We start from the raw sequence: 19,144 nt of genomic DNA on the forward strand, positions 1-19,144 counted from the left end.
CTGTAGATGACGAACGGCTCCTGCCACAGCACCGTGGAGTCGAAGGTCCAGCCGTGGGTGAAGCCGTTGCGCTCGGCGCGCCGCATCAGCTCCACGACCTCCGAGGCGGGCGGGTCCGTCTGCAGGACGAGTCCGAAGTCCATGGGTCCACGCGCCTTTCTCAGATGAGGTACTGGCAGGTTCCGCGCGGGGTGTACTGGCCGTGGCCCGCCCGTCCGACGTACTCCCGGCCGTCGATGACGGGCTCGCCGCGGGAGAGCACGGTGTCGACCCGGCCGGTGATCCGCCGGCCCTCGTAGGCCGAGTAGTCGACGTTCATGTGGTGGGTGGAGGCGGACATGACCTGCTCCGCGTCGGGGTCGTAGATGACGATGTCGGCGTCCGCGCCCGGCGCGATGGTGCCCTTGCGCGGGTACAGCCCGAACATCCGCGCCGGGGTCGCGCAGGCGATCTCGATCCACCGGCGCCGGCTGATGTGCCCGTCCACCACCGCCTGATGGAGCAGGTCCATCCGGTTCTCCACCCCCGGCAGACCGTTGGGGATCTTCGAGAAGTCACCCCGGCCCAGTTCCTTCTGCCCCACGAAGCAGAACGGGCAGTGGTCCGTGGACACCACCTGCAGGTCGTTGGTCCGCAGGGCCCGCCAGAGCACCGCCTGGTGCTCCTTCGGGCGCAACGGCGTCGAGCAGACGTACTTGGCGCCCTCGAAGTCCGGCTCCGCCAGGTTGTCCGTGGACAGGAACAGGTACTGCGGGCACGTCTCCCCGAAGACGTTCAGCCCCTCGTCCCTGGCGAGGGCGATCTGCTCGACGGCCTGCTGCGCGGAGACGTGGACGACGTAGAGCGGGGAGCCCGCGACCTGGGCCAGCCGGACCGCGCGGTGGGTCGCCTCGGCCTCGAGGAGGGCGTGGCGCACCTCGCCGTGGTAGCGGGGGTCGGTCTTGCCCGCGGCCAGCGCCTGCTCGACGAGCACGTCGATGGCGATGCCGTTCTCCGCGTGCATCATGATCAGGCCGCCGTTGTCGGCACCGCGCTGCATGGCCCGCAGGATCTTGCCGTCGTCGCTGTAGAAGACACCGGGGTAGGCCATGAACAGCTTGAAGCTGGTGACGCCCTCCTCGACGAGGATGTCCATCTCCTTGAGGGTGTCCTCGTTCACGTCGGAGAGGATCATGTGGAAGCCGTAGTCGACGGCGCACTGGGCGTCGGCCTTGGCGTGCCAGGTGTCGAGTCCGGCACGCAGCGACTCGCCCACCGACTGGACGGCGAAGTCCACGATCGTCGTCGTACCGCCCCAGGCGGCGGCCCGGGTGCCGGTCTCGAAGGTGTCCGAGGCGAAGGTGCCGCCGAAGGGCAGCTCCATGTGGGTGTGGGCGTCGACACCGCCCGGGATGACGTACTTCCCGGTCGCGTCGATGACGCGGTCGGCGGACGCGGTCCAGCCCTGCGCCGCGTCGGAGTCGTGCGACGCGAGGGCGGCGACCCTGCCCCCCTCGACGAGGACGTCGGCGTGGACCTCCTCCGCGGCGGTGACGACCAGTCCGCCCCGGATGACGATGCGGCTCATGCTCCCACTCCTTCCACTGGCTGAGGGCGGGGTCCCCGGAAACCTCGATGCCATGTCGGAAAGGCTCTACGCACGTAGACCCCGCCATGGTGGAAAACGTATGACCGGTCACCCACGGTGGCAATACCGCTGCTCCCCATCGGCGGGGGCGCTCGCTCCTCCTCCGCACCCCCGTACGGCGAACGCTCACAATATGCCATGAACCGGGCGTGCGGGTCTGTAGGCGACGAGGTGCGAAATCGCGTTGCCCCGGCCGCGGCGGCACGGCGACCATGGCAGGATGGAGGACCCCGCATGCGGCTGAGGCTGCGTCACTTCCGCCCGCGTACCGGCCCGGTGGAGCCCCGCGTCGTGCAGACCTGGCATCCCCCGCGTCACACGGCGCTCACCGACCCCGCCGCGCACGGCTTCCCGGTCGGCGACCACGCAGGGCTCTCGACGCCGGCCGGACTGTTCTCCCTCGCGGTCCACGTCCCGCTGCGCGACGGCCGCGGCGACCTCGTCCTGGTCCACCACTCGGCGGGCCTGCGGGTGAGCCGGTGGCCCCGGCTGCGCCACCGGCTGACGGGCGGGGTGCCGCTGACGGTCCGCACGGACGAGGCGCGCACGGCGCGCGACGCCGACGCATGGTGGCGGCCGTTTCGTCACGCGGACTCCCGCGACCGGCTGCGGCCGGTCGGCCACGCGTGGACGCTGTTCCTCGTCGGCGGCCGCGGCACGTTCTCCTTCGCCGCCACGCAGTTGGCGTGGGCGGCCGGTCAGGGGCCACGTCAGAAGGGCGTGGTGAAGGCGCACATGGCCCTGGTCGAGCAGTTCACCCCGGCGCTGGAGCCCGGAGGCCGGCGACGCGGGCCCGAGCTCGACGTCGCCTTCGAGGCGTACCCGCCGTGCGCCCACTTCCGCAGACCGGGCCGTCCGCGACGCCGGGCCGACGCCCCGTCACCCTCGCCCGCCGCCGCACCGCGGGTGGGGCGCCCATGAGGCTCGCGACGTTCAACGTGCTGCACGGCCTGCCGATCAGGGACGGCGGACCGGCCCCCTTCCCCGGCGGTGCTGCCGCCGGGGAGCCGCTCGCCCGCGCCGTCGCGTCCCTGAACGCCGACGTCCTCGCGCTGCAGGAGCTCGACCGCTTCCAGGAGCGGTCCGGCCGGGTCGACCAGGCCGCGGCCGCCGCCGCGGCGTCGGGCGCCCGGGACTGGCGCTACGCGTCGGCGGTCCACGGCCGCTCGGTGCCCGGCACCGGGTGGGTGCCCGATCCGGCCGTACCCGGGATGCGGGTGTCCGGGCCCAAGGACACGGACCGGGGCGAGGGCCCGCCGTCGCACGGGATCGCCCTGGCGACCCGGCTCCCCGTACGGGAATGGCGGGCCCGGCGGCTGTCCCCCTCGCCCGTGGGCATGCCCCTGCGGGTGCCCGGGCTCGCCGGGCTCCGGATGACGGCCGACCAGCCGCGCTGCGCGCTGGCCGCCGTCCTGGAGGGCGCCCGCGGCCCGTTCACGGTGGTCGCCGTGCACCTGTCGTTCGTCCCCGGCTGGAACGTGGGCCAGTTGACCGCGGTCCGCCGCTGGATCGCCGGTCTGCCCCGGCCCCATCTGCTGCTGGGCGACCTCAACCTGGTGGGCCCGGTGCCCTCACTGGCGCTGGGCGGGGCCTGGCGGGCGCTGGCCCGTACGCGCACCTACCCCTCGCACCGTCCCGTGGTGCAGTTCGACCACGTGCTGGCGGCGGGGGTCGGGCGGGCCGCCGTGCGCTCGGCGTGGGCGCCGGCCGTGCCGGTCTCCGACCACCGGCCGCTCGTCGTCGACCTGAAGCTCTGACCGCGGCGGCGCGGGCCGGGGCCCGTGGCCCCGGCCTTGTGGCGTACCGTCAGGCCGGGCCGTCGCCCAGCTCGCTCTGCGCCTGCTTGAGCGCGGACTCCAGGATCGAGGCGCCTTCCTCCGCTTCGGCGACGGTCAGCGAGAGCGGCGGCGCGATGCGCAGCGCGTCGCCGGCCCGCCCGCCCTTGCCGATCAGCAGGCCCCCCTCGCGGGCCGCTTCGAGGACCACGCCCGCCGCGGCCGGCGAGGCCAGCTCGACGCCGAGCATCAGTCCGCGGCCGCGCACCTCCCGGACCACCGGGAGCCCGGCGGAGATGGCCTCAAGCCGCGACTTGAGCAGGCCGCCCACGCGCCGTGCGTTGCCCTGCAGGTCGTGGTCGAGGAGGTACTGGAGGTTGGCCAGCGCGCCGGCCGTGGTGATGGGGCTGCCGCCGAACGTGGAGATGGAGTTGGCGGTGAGGCAGTTCATCACCTCGGCGCGGGCGACGACTCCTCCCATGGACAGGCCGTTGCCGACGCCCTTGGCGAAGGTCAGGACGTCCGGCGGGCCGGAGCCCTCGTGCGCCTGCCAGCCCCAGAAGTGCTCACCGGTGCGGCCCCAGCCGGTCTGCACCTCGTCGGTGATCCACAGGATGCCGTGCCGGTCGAGGACCTCCTTGAAGGCCGCCAGCAGCCCGTCCGGGCCCGAGGTGAAGCCCCCGACGCCCTGGATCGGCTCGGCGATCAGGGCGGCGACCTGGCCGTTGGCCTGGCCGAGCATGTCCTCCAGGTCCGTCACGCACGCGGCCGTGAACTCGGCGTCGGACAGGTGCGCGTACGGGCCGCGGTGCCGGACGCCCCCGTGCACGTACAGCGTCTGCAGCGGCGACAGGCTCGTCGGCGACCAGGAGGTGTTGCCGGTGATGCCGATCGCCGAGAAGGAGCGGCCGTGGTAGCTGTTGCGCAGCGCCAGGATCTGGTTGGACCTGCGGTACGTGGTGGCGAGCAGCAGCGCGGTGTCGTTCGCCTCCGTGCCGGAGGTGGTGAAGAAGACCCGGGCGTCCGGGATGCCCGACAGACGGGCGATGCGCTCGGCGAGGTCGACCGCCTGGGAGCTCAGGTAGAGCGTGGAGGAGTGCAGGATCCTCCCGGCCTGCTCGCGGACCGCGGCGGTGACCTCGGGCAGGGCGTGCGCGGTCATGGTGGTGAGGATGCCGCCGAAGAAGTCCAGGTACTGCCGGCCTTCGGCGTCCCAGACGTGGCGGCCCTCGCCGTGGGTGATCTCGATCGGCTCCCGGTAGTACGTCGCCAGCCACTGCGGCATCACGGCCTGGTGGCGGGAGTGGAGCGCGGCGTGCGGGTTCTCGGTGATGGTCATGGACGTGTTCACGCCTCCGTCAGGGTGCCGTAGGCGTCAGGGCGGCGGTCCCGGTAGAAGGCCCACTGCTGGCGCACCGCGGGGATCAGGTCGAGGTCCAGGTCGCGCACGATCAGTTGCTCCTCCTTGTCGGAGGCGACGTCGCCCACGAACTGGCCGCGCGGGTCGACGAAGTAGGACGTGCCGTAGAAGTCGTTGTCGCCGTAGTCCGGTTCCTGGCCGACCCGGTTGATGGCGGCGACGAAGTACTCGTTGGCGACGGCCGCGGCCGGCTGCTCCAGCTGCCACAGGTACGAGGAGAGCCCGCGGTGCGTCGCCGAGGGGTTGTAGACCAGTTGCGCGCCGGCGAGGCCGAGTGCCCGCCAGCCCTCGGGGAAGTGGCGGTCGTAGCAGATGTAGACGCCGACCTTGCCGACGGCCGTGTCGAAGACCGGCCAGCCCAGGTTGCCGGGCTTGAAGTAGTACTTCTCCCAGAAGCCCTTGACCTGCGGGATGTGGTGCTTGCGGTACTTGCCGAGGTAGCTGCCGTCGGCGTCGATCACGGCGGCGGTGTTGTAGTAGAAGCCGTCCTGCTCGATCTCGTAGACCGGCACCACCATCACCATGCCCGTCTCCCGGGCGAGCGCCTGCATGCGCTGCACGGTCGGGCCGTCCGGCACCCGCTCGGCCCACCGGTAGTTCTCGGCCTCCTGCACCTGGCAGAAGTACGGGGAGTTGAACACCTCCTGGAAGCCGATCACCTGGGCTCCCCGCGCGGCCGCCTCGCGGGCGTGCTCCTCGTGCTTAGCGATCATCGACTCGGTGTCACCGGTCCACGTCGCCTGGACGAGCGCGGCGCGTACGACATTGGGCATGACAGCTCCTTTGACGCGAGGTCACGCCGGAACGGCGGGCTGGTCTACGCACGTAGATCCGGCGCTGGGACGAACGTAAGAGCCCACAGCCCACTGTGGCAATACCGGCGCCGTTACTCAACGAAGCCGATCAGATTTCGCGGCCGGGCAGACCCGCTCGGCGCAGTGCGGCGGCCACGTCGCGGCGCTTGGACACCGACACCAGACCCGCCGCGTCCAGGAGCGGGCCGACGAGCCCGGCGCCCTCGTGGGCGATGCCGGCGGCCGTCTCCGGGCTGCGGGCGCGCACGAGGGCGACCAGCAGGCTCAGCGCCGCGTCCCGGTGGCCGGCGTCGAGGAGGGCCCCGGCGGTCGCGGCGATCTCGGCGGCGGGCCGGGCGGCCGCCTGGTGCAGCAGGGTCCTGCAGTCGTCACCGCGGCCGGCCGAGTCCAGGGCGCTCGCGGCGGCCGCGAGACGGTGCGGGGGCTGCGCGGCCAGCTCCCACAGCAGGGTGGCCACGTCGGCGGCCAGTCCCGAGCGCTCCAGCGCGGCCGCGAGCTCGGGAGCGTCCTCGGGCGGGCCTGCGACGGCCTCGCTCATCAGCACGTACGCCTCGCCGGTGCGGCCGGTGCGGCGCAGCTCCGCCATGCGTGCCGCGGTCGCCCGCGCGGCCTCCCTGCGGACGTGCGCCTCCCGGACGTCGGTGTGCCCGTGCGCGGCGGAGCACGGTACGGCGGGGCGGGAGCGGACCGCGTCGAGGCGCGCCTGCACCTCCGCGCAGCGCGCGACGGCCCGTTCGCGGTCGTCGCGGGCCCAGGCAAGCTCGTTGCCCAGACGCTCCGCCTCCGCGGGGGTGGGGGCGCCGCGCAGCGCGGCGGCGACGTCACGCTCGTGCAGCACCGCGTACTGGCGTTCCCGGAGTAAGACGTCCAGCCGTGAACTCAGCGCCGCCTCCCCGCCCGGTACGGCGTCGTGGGCGGCGACGGCGGCAGCATGCAGCCTGCGGGCGCGCTGGGCCGCCTCCTGCGCCGGATGGGTGCCACGGGCGGTGGCGACGTCCTGGAGGAGGGCGAGGACGACGTCCCACGGCGGGACGTCGGTGCCGTCGAGCCAGGCCCGTACGCCGTCGGGATCACGTTCGGCGAAGACCGCGTACCAGCCGGGCGTGTCGCCCGCCGCGCCGACGAGCCCCCGGAGGTACCCGGCGAACTCGCCTACCTGCTCGATGGCCTGGCTGTGCGCCCCGCGCTCCACTGTCGCTCCTCCCTGTCCGCCGCCTGGCGGCGGAAGCGTGTGGTCCGCACGGCATTCGACACCCGCTGTGTTACGGCGGTGCTACGGAGAGTTTTCACGGAAGGGGCAGAGGCTGCACGGGCGCCCGGGCCCCGCGCGGAGGCACGGCGGCGCGCCCCCGGCCGGGGCCGCCGCCGGAGGCGTCCCCCGGCCCTCAGGACCCGGCCGCCTCCGGGTGGTGACGACGGTAATGCCGGGCGACACGGGCCCGGTTGCCGCAGGACGGCTTGCACCACTCCTGACGGCCGTGGGACTTGACGAAGTACCGGACGCACCGGGGCGCGGTGCAGGCACGCAGCCGTTCCCGCTCGGGTCCGGCCAGGAAGTCGACGGCCGCGCGGGCCAGTTCGGCGACGATCCGGGCGGCGGGGTCGTCGCGCTCCGCCCCGGGCACGAGACGGGCCACGGGAGCCTGCTCCGCCTCCCACACGAGCCGGGGGACGACGGGGACCCGAGCCGCGGCGGCGTTGAGGTGGGCGAGGGCCTCCTCCGCGGGCATCAGACGCCGGGCGTCGGCGGAGCTGGACGGCCCGGGCGCCACGGCGCGGGCGAACAGGGCCCGGACGGCACGGCGGAGTGCGAGGACGTCGGCGAGGGCGGCATCGTCGGCGGTGAAGCCGCCGGACCCGGGAAGGTGTTCGCGGACCCACGCCGTCAGCGCGGAGGGGTCGCCGAGGTCGTCGGCGACCCCTCCGTCGCCGTCGTGCCGGATGGTGCTCACCAGTTCCAGGGCCAGGTAGCGCTCCACGGCGCCCCTCCTCTTGATCGTCCGCCCGCCGCACCCTACCGTTCTAATGTTAGGACTCGAATTAAGCATTAAGCCTAGAGGGGAGCGGCCCATGCTGCTGCTGGCTCACATCAGCGACCTGCATCTCGACGGCACCGAACGCTCGACGGAGCGCGCCACCCGCGTCATGGCGTACCTGCGCGGGCTTCCCCGGCCGCCGGACGCGCTGCTGGTCACCGGGGACATCGCCGACCACGGCGCCCCCGCCGAGTACGAGGAGGCGGCCCGGATCCTGGAAGCGCCCTTCCCGGTGCTCCCCTGCCCGGGCAACCACGACCGGCGGGCCGCCTACCGCAAGGCGCTGCTGGGCGAGGCCGAGGCGGCGGAACCGGTGAACCGCGCGCACCTCGTCGCCGGGACCGCGGTGCTGATGTGCGACTCGACGATCCCGGAGGAGGACGACGGCCTCCTGGACGAGGAGACCCTGCGGTGGCTGTCCTCGACGCTGGACGGGCTGGCCCCCGGCACGCCCGCGCTGGTGGCCTTCCACCACCCGCCCGTCGCGCTCCACCATCCGCTGCCCGACGGCTACCGGCTGGGCGGGCCCGGGCCCCTGGAGGAACTGCTGGCCGCGCACCCCGAGGTGATCGCCGTCCTGACCGGGCACGCGCACACGCCCGCCGCCACCACCTTCGCCGGGCGGCCCCTGATCGCCGCGCCCGGGGTGACGTGGACGCTGCGCATGCCGTGGGAGGGCGCACAGGACGGCTCGGTCGCCGACCGTTCGGCGCCGCCCGGCGTCGCCTTCCACGTGCTGGACGACGAGCGGCGCCTGACGACCCACTACCGCGTGGTGCTCTGAACCACCATCGCCGAGCCGCCGCCGCGGCGCACCGTCTCGGCGGCAGCGAGCCAGCGGCCGTCCGGCAGTCGCTGGACGCCCGTCGTCGCACCGATCTCACCCGCGTCGGCGAAGCTGTGCCCGATGTCCTTCAGCTCCGCCGCCACGTCGCTCGCGAGGAAGGCCGGCTCGACCTGCGTGGTCGCGGCGTTGCGCTGGCTCGCGCGCGGCGCGGCGATCGCGTCCACCAGCGGCAGCCCGCGGTCGACGTGCTCGGTCAGCACCTGCAGCACGGTGGTGATGATCGTGGCGCCGCCGGGCGAGCCGAGCGCGAAGTCGACGCGGCCGTCCTTCAGCACGATCGTCGGCGACATCGAGGAGCGCGGCCGCTTCCCGGGGCCCGGCAGGTTGGGGTCGTGCACCGAGGCGCTCGCAGGGACGAACGAGAAGTCGGTCAGCTCGTTGTTGAGCAGGAAACCGCGCCCGGGGACGGTGATGGCGCTGCCACCGGTCTGCTCGATGGTCAGCGTGTACGCGACGACGTTGCCCCACTTGTCGGCGACCGTGAGGTGCGTGGTGTTCTCGCCCTCGTACGTCGTCGGGGCGGCCTTGCCGCCACTGCCGCAGCGCGCCGGGTGGTACGGGTCGCCCGGGGCGACCGGGCTGGTCAGCACCGCGTCGTCCTTGATCAGGCAGGCCCGGGAGTCCGCGAACGACTGCGACAGCAGCCCCGCGGTCGGGACCTTCTCGAAGGCCGGGTCGCCGACCCAGCGTCCGCGGTCGGCGAAGGAGATCCTGCTCGCCTCGAGGAAGCGGTGCAGGTACTGGGCGTCGGAGAGCCGGGAGAGTCTGCCGGTCCGCTCCAGGATGTTCAGCGCCTCACCGACGGTGGTGCCGCCGGAGGAGGAGGGCGCCATGCCGTAGACGTCCAGGCCGCGGTAGGAGACCCGGGTCGGGTCCTGCGGCTTGGCCTTGTAGGCCTTCAGGTCCGCCGTCGTGAGGTCGCCGGGGCGGACGACCCGCGTCGCGGCCGGGTCCACGGGCGGCTTGCGCACGGTGTTCACGATGTCGGCGCCTATGCCGCCGCTGTAGACGGCGGAGACGCCTTTGCGGCCCAGCTCGTCGTAGGTGCGGGCGAGGTCGGGGTTCTTGAGCGTGGAACCCACCGCGGGCAGCTGCCCGCCGGGCAGGAAGAGCGCGGCGGTGGCCGGGAAGTCCTTGAAGCGCGCCTGGTTGGCTTCCGTCTGGCTGCGGAAGGTGGCGTCCACCGTGAACCCGTCGTGCGCGAGGCGCTCGGCGGGTCGCAGCACGTCACCCAGGCTGCGGCTGCCCCAGGATCTCAGGGCGGTGTCCCAGGTCGCGGGAGTACCGGGGACGCCGACGCTCAGACCGCTGGTGACGGCGTCGTTGAACGGCAGCGGCTGGCCGTTCTCGACGAAGAGCTTGTCGGTGGCGCTCTTGGGGGCCGTCTCGCGGCCGTCGATGGTGTGGACCTTGCGCTGCCTCGCGTCGTAGTACACGAAGTAACCGCCGCCGCCGATGCCCGAGGAGTACGGCTCGGTGACGCCCAGGGCGGCCGCGGTGGCGACCGCGGCGTCCACGGCGTTCCCTCCGCGCCGCAGCACCTCGATGCCGGCGGCGGAGGCGTCGGCGTCGACGCTGGAGACCGCGCCCCCGTAGCCGACGGCGAGCGGGACCTTGGCGGGTGTGGCGTCCCGGGCCCGGGCGTCCGCCCCCGGCGGGGCCGCGGCCACCGACAGCGCGGCGGTGGCGGTTACGGCGAGCAGCGACAGACTCCGTACAGCGTGACGACGCATACGTGGACCTCCACTGGGGCGACCGTCCGGGCAGCCTAACCCCACCCTGCCTTCCTCGTCAGGAACGCCTCAACTACGATCCCGGCCCATGAGCGACGACGTGCGCAACTTCGTCCTGGGACTCGCCGCGAGCGGTATCAGCGCCGCGCTGGGCTGGTTCGTCCGCACGTACCTGTGGCGGCGCAAGCTGCGGCGCAAACAGCGCTTCTTCGGGCTGCCCACCGGCTCGGAGTGCCTGCTGGTGATCAACCGCGATCCGGGCTCGACACGGGGATGGAGCGTGGCGCGCCATGACGTCTTCGCGCTGATCGAACTGTCCGCGCTGATCAAGGAGTGCGGAGCGCACGCCGAGATCCTGCCCCACGACACCGCCTGGCAGGGCTTCGGCGCGCGCACCGAGTTCTGCGTCGGCGGTCCGATATCCAACCACCGCATGGCGGCGCACCTGCGCTCCATGCTGCCCGGTTTCCAGGTCAACGACTTCACCGGGCCCGTCGAGGACCAGGGCGCGCTGACCGTGGGCGGCGAGACCTACCGTATGGAGAAGGGCAAGGTGGAGTACGTCTTCCTGGCCCGGCTGGCTGCCAACGAGAACACCGGGAACAACCGCCCGGTCTTCCTCGCCTCCGGCCAGCGCGGGGTGACCAACCAGGCCGCCGTGCGCTACCTCGCCCGCCACTACCAGCGACTGTCCCGCAAGTACGGGGTGGACGGCACCTTCTGCCTGCTGCTGAAGGTCGTCAACTCCGACGCCTACGGACCCGACGTGGTGGAGGTCGTCGCCGACGTCACCCGCGAGGCCAAGACCCCCGCCAGCCCGCCGGTGGCCGTCGCCGCGGAGTGACGGCCCGGGACCGGGCGGGACGGCCGCGGGGGCACGGGCCCCCGCGGCCCCGTCATATGCGGCCGCGCACGCAGATCCGGTCCAGGACGGCAGCGGCCATGGCCTTCTCGCCCAGCGCGTTGGGATGGGCGGGCGCGGCCGGAGCGGCGGGCGTGAGCGGCTCGATCCAGCGGACGCCGGGGGCCGTGCACATGTCGTGGCCGACGGTCGGGGTGTAGGTGTCGACGTAGGTCGCGTGGGCGGCCTTGGCACGACGGGCCAGCATGGCGTTGAGCCGCTTCTCGGTGTCCCGGAGGTAGGCGAAGTCCTTGTCGGCGAAGGGCACGGCCGGGCGGCAGCCGACCCCGCTGTCGGGGAGCAGCGCCGGGTAGCCGACGACCACGACGCGGGCCCGCGGCGCGCGGTGGTGGATGGCGTCCAGCACGGCGTCGATCTTCGGTGCCGTCTGCTCCACGGCGGCCCGCAACCGGTCGGTTCCACCCGCCGTGTAGTACTTCTCGCAGGGATTGCCGGTCGGGTCGGAGACCGCGGCGCCGGCGCAGGTGCGGATGATGCTCCCGAAGCCGACGTCGTTGCCGCCGATCTGCAGGGTGACCAGGGAGGTCCGCCGGCTCAGGGCGTCCAGCTGCGGCGGGTTGCTGCCCTGCGCCTTCCACATCTCGGCGGTGGTGGCCCCGCCGCAGCTCACGTCGGTCAGGCTGGTGCCTCTCAGCCGCCCCGCCACCAACGAGGGGTAGTTCCGGTTCGACCGGGCGCAATTGGCGTCCACCTGGTCGGGGATGAGCGGTCCCGACGTGTACGAGTCCCCGAGCGCGACGTACGCGTCCCGGTGGCCGTTGCCGTGACCGTTGCCTTGATGGTGGCCGTCGCGCGAGTGCGCGGTGGCCGGAACCGTGCTCACCGCGGCGAGCACGAGCGCGGCCGCCGCCGCGGCCGCTCCCAGGATCGATGCACGTCCGACACCCATCGGGCCCTCCCCCTGTCGACGCTGACGGGTTCAGATTCGGCGTCCCGCGTGGCCGAAGTCAATGGATGCGTCGCAAGTTCGCTCGATGGACTGACGTTCCCTCAGCTCAGGGCAATCGTTACTGGCACGTAACATGCAGAGGTATTACCAACGGTAAGCGGCTCTGGTTACTCTCCAGTCACTTTGTCACGGGGACATCTGGAGCCGCCATGAGAGCGCTTCGTACCACCGCGGGAACGTTTTCCGCCGTCCTGCTCGCCACCGCGGCACTGGGCATCGCGGCCCCCGCCGCGCACGCGACCCCGCTCGCAGGCCCGGGCACCGCGGCCGGCACGGCCCGCGTGGCGGGCACCGCCGCCCCTTCCGTCCGCTTCGTCGACATCCCGGGAGCCGGCGGGATCACCCTCAAGGGGAACGTCTTCACCCCTTCGGGCAACGGCGGTCGCGACGCAAGTGCGCGCTATCCCGCCGTCGTCCTCCCCAGCAGCTGGGGCCTGAACGACCTGCAGTACCTCGCCCAGGCGCAGAAGCTCGCCGACTCCGGCTACGTCGTGGTGAGTTACACCGCTCGTGGCTTCTACCTCTCCGGCGGGACGATCGACGTCGCCGGGCCGCTCGACGTCGCGGACATCTCGAGGGTCATCGACTGGACGCTCGCCAACACCCCCGCGGACCCCGGCCGGATCGGCATGGCCGGCGTCTCCTACGGTGCCGGACTGACCCTCATGGGCGCCGCGCACGACCCCCGCGTCAAGGCGGTGGCGGCGCTCAGCGGCTGGGCGGACCTGACCGAGTCCATCTACGGCGGCCGCACCCAGCACCTGCAGTCCTCCCTGCTGCTCGGCGCCGCCGGATACCTCACGGGCCGGCCCAGCGCCGAGTTCCAGCGGGTGCTCACCGACTTCCTGGCCTCCGACTACGACCAGGAGGACGAGCTGATCGCCTGGAGCCGGCTGCGCTCCCCCGGCACCTACCTCGACCGGATCAACGCCAACGGCACCGCCGTGATGCTCGCCAACGCCTGGGGCGACACGATCTTCTCGCCCAACCAGCTCGCCTCGTTCTACGACCGGCTGACCGTCCCCAAGCGCCTGGAGTTCCGCCCGGGCGACCACGCGACACCGGAGATCACGGGGCTGTTCGGGCTGCCCAACGACGTCTGGTCCGACACGCGGCGCTGGCTGGACCACCACCTCAAGGGCGTGGACAACGGCATCGACAAGGAGCAGCCGGTCCGCCTGGCCTCCCGCAGCGGTGGCGGCTACGAGGGGTACGGCAGCTGGTCGGCCGTACCCTCGGCCACCCGCGAGCTGCCGCTGGACGGCACCCGCCGCATCGCCGCGAACGTCGACTCGGGCGCGGACGGCGGCATCATCTTCCTCTCCTCGCTCGCCGACCAGCTCGCGCAGGCGCCGCCCGTCGTCTCCGTACCGCTGTTGCCGCGCACCTTCGCCGCGGTCTGGCAGAGTCCCCGCGACGAGACCGTGCAGCAGGTCCGCGGCACCCCCGTGCTGCACACCACGGTGACGCCCTCGGCCTCCCGGGGCACCTTCGTGGCCTACCTGTACGACGTGAACTCCCTCGGCATCGGCAAGCTGATCACGCACGCCCCCTACACCTTCACCGACCGCACCCCGGGAAGCCCCTTCGCGGTGGACCTGGAGCTGTACTCCACCGCCTACGACGTCCCGGCCGGCCACCGCCTGACCGTGGTCGTGGACACCGTCGACCCCCTCTACATCGAGCACAACCCGGCCTTCTCCGGGCTGGCCTTCTCCTCCCCGGCGGCGGACCCGTCCCGGCTCTCCCTGCCGCTTCGCCGACCGTCACTCCCGTAGCGTGCGTACCTCGGTACGCAGCTGTGGCCTGCGTACCTAACGTCGTGCCAGGAGCGGGAGAGAGGACAGCGGGGATGGCCGAGCCGGCGCCGGTGTACCAGTGGATCGCCGACGACCTCATGCGGCGGATCGACGAGGGACTCCTCAAGCCCGAGTCCCGCATCCCCTCCCGTTCCCGGCTGAAGGAGGCCTACCGGGCGAGCGACCAGACCGTCGACCGGGCAGTGCGCGTGCTGAAGGCGGCGGGCTACGTCGAAGGGCAGTTCGGCCGCGGGGTGTTCGTGATCGACCGTTCGGCCCGGGGGACGCTCGACCGCGGCACCGGCGCCGTCGACTCACCCTTCGCCACACGGGTCGCCGGTGACGCCGCAATGGTGGACTGGGAGTCCTCGACGGTCACCACGACCGCCCCGCCGGCCATCGCCGAGCGGCTCTGCATCGCCACCGGCGACCCGGTGGTGATGACCCGTTACGAGTACCTGGCGAACCGCCGGCCCGTGCAGCTCGCGACCAGTTGGGAACCGCTGGCCATCACCGACGGCACGGACGTCGCGCACCCCGAACGCGGCCCCTACGCCCGCCGTGGTGTGCGGGGACGGCTGGCCGCGATCGGGGTCCGCGTGGTGCGGGCCCGCGAGGTCCTGGAATCACGGCCCGCCACCGGCTGGGAGGCGCAGACCCTCGGCTGTGCGCACGGCCAGTGCGTGACGGCGGTCCAGCGGACGTACTTCGACGCCGACGACCGCGCCGTGGAGACCTCGGACACGGTGATCCGCGCCGACCGCTGGCGTGTGGCGTACAGCATCGACTTCTCGTCCTGACCGGCTGCCGGGCGGGCGCGTGGCCGGACCCGGCGAGGCCGCGCCCCTCGGCCCGGTGGTGGCGTGCGATCGCTAACGGCCTCCGGCTGCGGCGCCCGCGTGGCCCTCGCCGAGCACCCGGCCGACCAGCGCGTCGCGGTCGGCCTTGGGGATGGCGGTCCAGCGGGTACCGCGGATCGCGCCCTCGAGGGCGAGCAGGGTGTGGGTGCAGGCGTCCTCGGGAAGCCCTTCGCGGATCATCGCGAAGGCCCCTCCGGATCCGAGGCGGCGCAGCTCGTCGGCGTCCGGCACACCGGCGCTGCGAAGGCGCTCGGCCAGGACCGCGCCGATGTTGGGCATCTGCTGCAGGGAGTCCATGACCCCATCATGCACCTCCCGACGCCCCGTCAGACGGCGATCTCGGCCCAGACACGCTTGCCGCCCGGCAGGAGGTCTGTCCCCCAGCGGTAGGTGAGGGCGGAAACCACCTGAAGACCGCGGGCGCTCCCCGTCGTGTCGGGGACCCGCCCGGTCAGCACCAGGCAGGGCGGAGTGCGGGAGCCGTCGCGGACCGACATGTGCACCAGCGTCAGCCGCCGCGACAGCGTGACGCCCACACGCCGGCCCCCGGCGTGCCGCACGGCGTTGGAGACGAGCTCGGCGAGGACGATGCTCGCGGGGTCCATCAGGTACCCGAGGTCCCACGCGTCCAGGGTCGCCGCCAGGATGCGGCGCGCCTGGGCGGGCGCCAGGTCGTCGGCGGGCAGGAAGACCTCGCCCAGCAGGACGGTGGCGGGTGGGGCCGGGACGGGTTCGGCCGCCGGACCGTGGGTATGGAGGGTATCCGGAGGGGACTCGTCTCCGGCACCGCGGTCGGCGCCGGGGGCGACGCGCCGGAACGGGGGCTGTGCGGCCAAGTTGTCCCCCATGTGACCACCTCACAGGTGTCGTAGGTGGCGCCGAGCATTCCGTGAAGCACACGTGCACGCGATACCCCCGCGCTATTCTCACCACGACATACCCGCTGGTAACGCCGGTGGAAGGAACCGGCGCCGGTACGGACGGGAGTCGTGGATGTCGGGACCGGTTGCCGGCGCTGCCGTCGAGATCCCCGCGTGGGCCTGGGAGCGCGAGGAGATACGGGAGGCCCTGCGGGCCCGCGACGCCGGGGCGATCCTGCGGTTCGCGCAGCAGTACGGCGGCGCGAGCCAGTCGCGCATCGCCGCCGCAACGGGGCTGCTGCAGGGCCGGGTCAACGAGATCGTGCGGGGGCGCCGCTCGGTGGTGCGGTTCGACGTGTTCGAGCGCATCGCGCAGGGCCTGCGCATGCCGGACCACGCACGGATGCTCATGGGGCTCGCGCCGCGCCGCCTGCGCTCGTACGGCGTCCGCGACCTGATGGACCATCCGCAGGTCGCGGCGGTCGCGCTGACCAAGCCCGAGGCGGCCGCGGAGATCCGCGAGGCGGCCGCGAGCGCCGACGCGGTGGACGTGGTGGGCGTGCGCGCCCTGGGCCTGGTGGCGCTCGGCGACTCGCTGCTGCGGGGGCCCCTGACCCGCGACGGCCGGACCGGGTCTCCTCCCCGCATGCGGCTGCTGTTGCTGCACCCGGAGAGCCCCGCGGTCGCCCGGATCGCGGAGGAGGTCGGCGAGACACCGCGCTTCTTCGCGTCGAGCCTGCGCTTCGCGGAGGACATGCTCGCCGCCCTCGCCGATGAAGGAACGATTCAGCTGGAGGTCTACCGCTACCGCACCGCGCCGGTGTGGCGGTTGGTGCGCCTCGACGGTGCCGCCTTCGTCTCCGTCATCGGACCGCCGGCGGACCCGCGGGGCTCGCTGGTCTACCGGCTCTCCGCCACGCCGCCCGGCTCGGTGCTCTATGGCTTCGACCGCTGGTTCGAGGCCATGCTCGGCGAGGCCGAGCGCGTCATCTAGGAGCGCCGGGCGGCGCTCAGGCCTCGGACGCCTCGGCGTGGACCTGGGACAGCTCCGGGGTGCCGCTCTCCGCCCACTCGTGGCCGGCCTCGACGACGTCGAGTTCACGGCCGGAGGCCAGCAGGATGACGGGCCGGCCGTTGGGCCAGATCTGCCAGCTCGCGCCCGGCACGGTGCGCACGACGACCGTGCCGAGGTAGAGCCCGGCGTCGTTGCCGAGCCAGGACAGCTCGTCCGGATCGTCGCGCCAGCGCGGCACCAGTTGGTCCAGGCGCTCCAAAGAGGCGGCCGTGTCGTCCAGTTCCACGCCCTCGGCCTCGGCCCTGGCGCGCAGCAGTTCGCACTCGGAGAGCAGTTCCGCGACTCCTTCCGGGTCCTCGGCGAGGGACTCCGGTACGGCCGCGCCGCGGACCTCGCCGTACCGTTTGCGCCATCTGTCCAGGAAGGAGATGTCCATGGGCATCAGCCTATGGCGTAGGCCTTGCGGAGTGTCTCGTGGACGGTCCATGTCGTGCGGTCTCCTTCGCGGAGGACGCAGACGTCACCCGGGCCGAGCTCCAGGGTCGGTCCGCCCTCCACCTCGACGGTGGCCCGCCCGCTGACGACCACGAACATCTCGTCCGCCTCGGTGTCGGTCACCACGCCCGGGGTGATCTGCCAGATCCCCCTCGAACGGGTGCCGTCGGGCGACTGCCACAGCACCGTTCCGGTGACCTCCGGGGAGCCGGAGACGATCTGCTCCGGGTCCAGGGGGTCGGGTTCGAGCACGGCGGCGGCGATGTCGACGGAGAAGCTCTTCATGGCCGGGAGCGTACGCGCGGGCGTATGCCAACGGTAACGACACGTTGTATACGTTCCGTTGCCGCACAATACGTAACGTAAGGCTGCCCCGCGCGAGAAGGGCCATGCAATGCGGGATGAACGGGAAGCCGCGGCACGGGCGGCGGACCGCGCCTGGCGGCTGCTGGAGGAACTGGCGGCGCGGGCACCGGGGACGGTGCGGCTGGCACCCGGCGCGGACGACGCCGAGATCGCGGCGTGGGGCGTGCCGCTGCCCGACGAGGTGCGGCACCTGGTCGGCAGGGTGCGGTCGATCCGCATCGGGGGGCTGGAGGAGTACCGGCTGGCCCCGGAGCGCGGGCTGCACCCCGGTGGCTGGGCGGTGGGGCCGCCCGGCTCCGCGCACCTGCTGCACGAGTCGGGCGGGGACACGCTCTTCGTCGACGTGGACGAGGGCACCGGCGCCTGGGGCCGGGTGTTCGCCGCGACCGGCGTCTTCCTCGACACCTGGGCGTACGTCGCGCCGTCACTGGTCGACTGGGTCACCCTGCTGGCCCGGGCCGGGCTCACGGCCCTGGAGCGCACGGTGCCCGAGCCGGATCCGGATCCCGAACGGGCGGACGGCACGGCTCCGGACCACACCGCCGTGCTGGAGCGGCTCGCCGAGACCTCGCACGTCTTCTCCTACCGGCCCGACCTGCGGGGCACGCCCGTGGGGCAGGCCCGGCCCGACGCCGACCCGGAGCTGGAGGGCGCGCTGACCGGGCTGCCGGACGACGCCCTGGTGGTGGACCTGCGCGACGTGGCGCATCCGGCCACCTTGCACCTGCCCTGCCCGCCCGGCCTGCGCGGCTACGTCGAGTTCCAGCGCAGGGCCGGCGGGCGCTTCGCGGTGGGCCTGCCCCGGAGCGGTCAGACGTCGAGGTCGACCACGACGGGGGCGTGGTCGGAGGCGCCCTTGCCCTTGCGCTCCTCACGGTCGACGTAGGCGTCGGAGACCGCCTTGCCGAAGGCCTGGTTCGCGTAGACCAGGTCGATCCGCATGCCGCGGTTCTTGGGGAAGGCCAGCTGGCGGTAGTCCCAGTAGGTGTAGGGACGGTCGTACTTCAGCGGGCGGGGCACCACGTCGTTGAGCCCGGCCTCGCGCAGGTGCGCCAGCGCCTCCCGCTCCGCGGGGGTGACGTGGGTCAGCCCCTCGAAGACCGAGGGGTCCCACACATCCTCGTCGGTGGGCGCCACGTTGTAGTCGCCGAGGACGGCGAAGGGGCGCCCGCCGGCAGCGTCCTGCGCGACCGCCGCGCGCAGCGCCTCGAACCAGCGCAGCTTGTAGGCGTAGTGCTCGTGGCCGACCTCACGGCCATTGGGCACGTACACCGACCAGACCCGGACCGGGCCGCAGGTCGCCGAGACCGCGCGGGGCTCGTCGACCTCCTCGTACAGCGGGCCGCCGGGCAGGCCGACGACGACGTCCTCGAGACCCACCTTGGACAGCAGGGCGACGCCGTTCCACCGGCCGGTGGCGTTGACGGCGGTCTCGTAGCCGAGGGCGCGCAGCTCGTCGAACGGGAACTGCGCCTCGGCGCACTTGGTCTCCTGGATGCACAGCACGTCCGGGCTGTTCTTCTCCAGCCAGGGCAGCAGCCGCGGCAGGCGGGCGGTGATCGAGTTGACGTTCCAGGTGGCGATGCGCATGGACCCGAATGTACCGCCCGCCTCCGACAACCGGC

The 19,144-nt window shown here is 73.0% G+C and carries 20 protein-coding genes and 1 pseudogene; 8 read left to right on the forward strand and 13 right to left on the reverse strand.

Going from position 1 to position 19,144, the window contains the following annotated elements:
* Together PV341_RS06730 and hydA are read right to left on the reverse strand one after the other, a co-directional pair.
* Positions 1-143, reverse strand: a pseudogene (locus tag PV341_RS06730) (TIGR03842 family LLM class F420-dependent oxidoreductase); the annotation flags it as partial.
* Between the two features lie 17 nt (positions 144-160).
* Positions 161-1,567, reverse strand: a complete 1,407-nt coding sequence (hydA, locus tag PV341_RS06735) for a dihydropyrimidinase (RefSeq protein WP_500357003.1) — start codon at positions 1,565-1,567, stop codon at positions 161-163.
* A gap of 294 nt (positions 1,568-1,861) precedes the next feature.
* On the opposite strand from hydA, the gene PV341_RS06740 reads away from it, so the two are divergent.
* Together PV341_RS06740 and PV341_RS06745 are read left to right on the forward strand one after the other, a co-directional pair.
* Entirely contained in the window at positions 1,862-2,548 is a 687-nt protein-coding gene (locus tag PV341_RS06740; protein ID WP_500357005.1) for a hypothetical protein, read from the forward strand.
* Complete coding sequence (locus tag PV341_RS06745; RefSeq protein ID WP_500321595.1) at positions 2,545-3,384, forward strand: endonuclease/exonuclease/phosphatase family protein; 840 nt, start codon at positions 2,545-2,547, stop codon at positions 3,382-3,384. The genes PV341_RS06740 and PV341_RS06745 overlap by 4 nt, the downstream gene beginning before the upstream one ends.
* A gap of 49 nt (positions 3,385-3,433) precedes the next feature.
* Here PV341_RS06745 and PV341_RS06750 read toward each other — a convergent pair whose 3' ends face one another.
* The 4 genes from PV341_RS06750 to PV341_RS06765 all read right to left on the reverse strand — a co-directional run bounded on the left by PV341_RS06750 (position 3,434) and on the right by PV341_RS06765 (position 7,616).
* Positions 3,434-4,741: an aspartate aminotransferase family protein gene (locus PV341_RS06750; RefSeq protein WP_500357006.1), complete on the reverse strand. Its 1,308-nt coding sequence runs from the start codon at positions 4,739-4,741 to the stop codon at positions 3,434-3,436.
* A gap of 8 nt (positions 4,742-4,749) precedes the next feature.
* Entirely contained in the window at positions 4,750-5,595 is an 846-nt protein-coding gene (locus PV341_RS06755; protein ID WP_499514796.1) for a carbon-nitrogen hydrolase family protein, read from the reverse strand.
* A 130-nt stretch (positions 5,596-5,725) separates the two neighbouring features.
* Positions 5,726-6,829, reverse strand: coding sequence for a hypothetical protein (locus tag PV341_RS06760; RefSeq protein WP_500357007.1), 1,104 nt, complete (start codon positions 6,827-6,829; stop codon positions 5,726-5,728).
* Positions 6,830-7,022: 193 nt separating this feature from the next.
* Positions 7,023-7,616, reverse strand: coding sequence for a CGNR zinc finger domain-containing protein (locus tag PV341_RS06765; RefSeq protein WP_500357009.1), 594 nt, complete (start codon positions 7,614-7,616; stop codon positions 7,023-7,025).
* A gap of 91 nt (positions 7,617-7,707) precedes the next feature.
* On the opposite strand from PV341_RS06765, the gene PV341_RS06770 reads away from it, so the two are divergent.
* Positions 7,708-8,457: a metallophosphoesterase gene (locus PV341_RS06770; protein ID WP_500321600.1), complete on the forward strand. Its 750-nt coding sequence runs from the start codon at positions 7,708-7,710 to the stop codon at positions 8,455-8,457.
* Here PV341_RS06770 and ggt read toward each other — a convergent pair.
* Positions 8,439-10,253 (reverse strand): gamma-glutamyltransferase, encoded by a 1,815-nt coding sequence (gene ggt, locus PV341_RS06775; RefSeq protein WP_500321601.1) that lies wholly within the window; start codon positions 10,251-10,253, stop codon positions 8,439-8,441. The two genes, PV341_RS06770 and ggt, sit on opposite strands and share 19 nt — an antisense overlap.
* 88 nt (positions 10,254-10,341) lie before the next feature.
* On the opposite strand from ggt, the gene PV341_RS06780 reads away from it, so the two are divergent.
* Positions 10,342-11,097 (forward strand): hypothetical protein, encoded by a 756-nt coding sequence (locus tag PV341_RS06780; protein ID WP_500321602.1) that lies wholly within the window; start codon positions 10,342-10,344, stop codon positions 11,095-11,097.
* Positions 11,098-11,149: 52 nt separating this feature from the next.
* Here the strand turns inward: PV341_RS06780 and PV341_RS06785 are convergent, their stop codons facing one another.
* Positions 11,150-12,064 (reverse strand): SGNH/GDSL hydrolase family protein, encoded by a 915-nt coding sequence (locus PV341_RS06785; protein WP_500321603.1) that lies wholly within the window; start codon positions 12,062-12,064, stop codon positions 11,150-11,152.
* A 209-nt stretch (positions 12,065-12,273) separates the two neighbouring features.
* Here PV341_RS06785 and PV341_RS06790 point away from each other — a divergent pair, with 209 nt between their 5' ends.
* Positions 12,274-13,902 (forward strand): CocE/NonD family hydrolase, encoded by a 1,629-nt coding sequence (locus PV341_RS06790; protein ID WP_500357010.1) that lies wholly within the window; start codon positions 12,274-12,276, stop codon positions 13,900-13,902.
* Between the two features lie 74 nt (positions 13,903-13,976).
* Complete coding sequence (locus tag PV341_RS06795) at positions 13,977-14,723, forward strand: GntR family transcriptional regulator (RefSeq protein ID WP_500321605.1); 747 nt, start codon at positions 13,977-13,979, stop codon at positions 14,721-14,723.
* 72 nt (positions 14,724-14,795) lie between these two features.
* On the opposite strand, the gene PV341_RS06800 is transcribed toward PV341_RS06795, so the two are convergent.
* The gene (locus PV341_RS06800) at positions 14,796-15,080 is read right to left on the reverse strand and encodes a TfoX/Sxy family DNA transformation protein (RefSeq protein ID WP_326571765.1); all 285 of its coding nucleotides are present in this window, start codon (positions 15,078-15,080) and stop codon (positions 14,796-14,798) included.
* A 29-nt stretch (positions 15,081-15,109) separates the two neighbouring features.
* Entirely contained in the window at positions 15,110-15,631 is a 522-nt protein-coding gene (locus PV341_RS06805) for an ATP-binding protein (protein WP_500357012.1), read from the reverse strand.
* Between the two features lie 145 nt (positions 15,632-15,776).
* Between PV341_RS06805 and PV341_RS06810 the strand changes: the two genes are divergently transcribed.
* The gene (locus PV341_RS06810) at positions 15,777-16,637 is read left to right on the forward strand and encodes a helix-turn-helix domain-containing protein (protein ID WP_500321607.1); all 861 of its coding nucleotides are present in this window, start codon (positions 15,777-15,779) and stop codon (positions 16,635-16,637) included.
* Positions 16,638-16,653: 16 nt separating this feature from the next.
* Here the strand turns inward: PV341_RS06810 and PV341_RS06815 are convergent, their stop codons facing one another.
* A complete protein-coding gene (locus tag PV341_RS06815; protein WP_500357013.1) occupies positions 16,654-17,094 on the reverse strand; it encodes a DUF6278 family protein in 441 nt (146 codons plus the stop codon).
* A gap of 5 nt (positions 17,095-17,099) precedes the next feature.
* On the reverse strand, positions 17,100-17,438 hold the full coding sequence (locus PV341_RS06820; protein WP_499514784.1) for a cupin domain-containing protein: 339 nt from the start codon (positions 17,436-17,438) through the stop codon (positions 17,100-17,102).
* A gap of 109 nt (positions 17,439-17,547) precedes the next feature.
* On the opposite strand from PV341_RS06820, the gene PV341_RS06825 reads away from it, so the two are divergent.
* Complete coding sequence (locus PV341_RS06825; RefSeq protein ID WP_500357015.1) at positions 17,548-18,405, forward strand: SMI1/KNR4 family protein; 858 nt, start codon at positions 17,548-17,550, stop codon at positions 18,403-18,405.
* On the opposite strand, the gene PV341_RS06830 is transcribed toward PV341_RS06825, so the two are convergent.
* Positions 18,330-19,109 carry an exodeoxyribonuclease III gene (locus tag PV341_RS06830; RefSeq protein ID WP_500357017.1) on the reverse strand — a complete coding sequence of 260 codons (780 nt, stop codon included), beginning with the start codon at positions 19,107-19,109 and terminating at the stop codon, positions 18,330-18,332. The two genes, PV341_RS06825 and PV341_RS06830, sit on opposite strands and share 76 nt — an antisense overlap.
* Positions 19,110-19,144 lie beyond the last annotated feature (35 nt).

It is taken from the genome of Streptomyces sp. PA03-1a (assembly GCF_033792805.1).
In the GTDB taxonomy this organism is placed as follows: domain Bacteria; phylum Actinomycetota; class Actinomycetes; order Streptomycetales; family Streptomycetaceae; genus Actinacidiphila.

Coding starts and splice junctions, on each gene's coding strand:
- PV341_RS06825 (WP_500357015.1), top strand. CDS start 17,548: ATGCGGGATGAACGGGAAGCCGCGGCACGGGCGGCGGACCGCGCCTGG.
- PV341_RS06815 (WP_500357013.1), bottom strand. CDS start 17,094: ATGGACATCTCCTTCCTGGACAGATGGCGCAAACGGTACGGCGAGGTC.
- PV341_RS06810 (WP_500321607.1), top strand. CDS start 15,777: ATGTCGGGACCGGTTGCCGGCGCTGCCGTCGAGATCCCCGCGTGGGCC.
- PV341_RS06820 (WP_499514784.1), bottom strand. CDS start 17,438: ATGAAGAGCTTCTCCGTCGACATCGCCGCCGCCGTGCTCGAACCCGAC.
- PV341_RS06785 (WP_500321603.1), bottom strand. CDS start 12,064: ATGGGTGTCGGACGTGCATCGATCCTGGGAGCGGCCGCGGCGGCGGCC.
- PV341_RS06745 (WP_500321595.1), top strand. CDS start 2,545: ATGAGGCTCGCGACGTTCAACGTGCTGCACGGCCTGCCGATCAGGGAC.
- PV341_RS06795 (WP_500321605.1), top strand. CDS start 13,977: ATGGCCGAGCCGGCGCCGGTGTACCAGTGGATCGCCGACGACCTCATG.
- PV341_RS06790 (WP_500357010.1), top strand. CDS start 12,274: ATGAGAGCGCTTCGTACCACCGCGGGAACGTTTTCCGCCGTCCTGCTC.
- PV341_RS06800 (WP_326571765.1), bottom strand. CDS start 15,080: ATGGACTCCCTGCAGCAGATGCCCAACATCGGCGCGGTCCTGGCCGAG.
- PV341_RS06830 (WP_500357017.1), bottom strand. CDS start 19,109: ATGCGCATCGCCACCTGGAACGTCAACTCGATCACCGCCCGCCTGCCG.
- PV341_RS06805 (WP_500357012.1), bottom strand. CDS start 15,631: ATGGGGGACAACTTGGCCGCACAGCCCCCGTTCCGGCGCGTCGCCCCC.
- PV341_RS06770 (WP_500321600.1), top strand. CDS start 7,708: ATGCTGCTGCTGGCTCACATCAGCGACCTGCATCTCGACGGCACCGAA.
- PV341_RS06780 (WP_500321602.1), top strand. CDS start 10,342: ATGAGCGACGACGTGCGCAACTTCGTCCTGGGACTCGCCGCGAGCGGT.
- PV341_RS06750 (WP_500357006.1), bottom strand. CDS start 4,741: ATGACCATCACCGAGAACCCGCACGCCGCGCTCCACTCCCGCCACCAG.
- PV341_RS06740 (WP_500357005.1), top strand. CDS start 1,862: ATGCGGCTGAGGCTGCGTCACTTCCGCCCGCGTACCGGCCCGGTGGAG.
- ggt (WP_500321601.1), bottom strand. CDS start 10,253: ATGCGTCGTCACGCTGTACGGAGTCTGTCGCTGCTCGCCGTAACCGCC.
- hydA (WP_500357003.1), bottom strand. CDS start 1,567: ATGAGCCGCATCGTCATCCGGGGCGGACTGGTCGTCACCGCCGCGGAG.
- PV341_RS06755 (WP_499514796.1), bottom strand. CDS start 5,595: ATGCCCAATGTCGTACGCGCCGCGCTCGTCCAGGCGACGTGGACCGGT.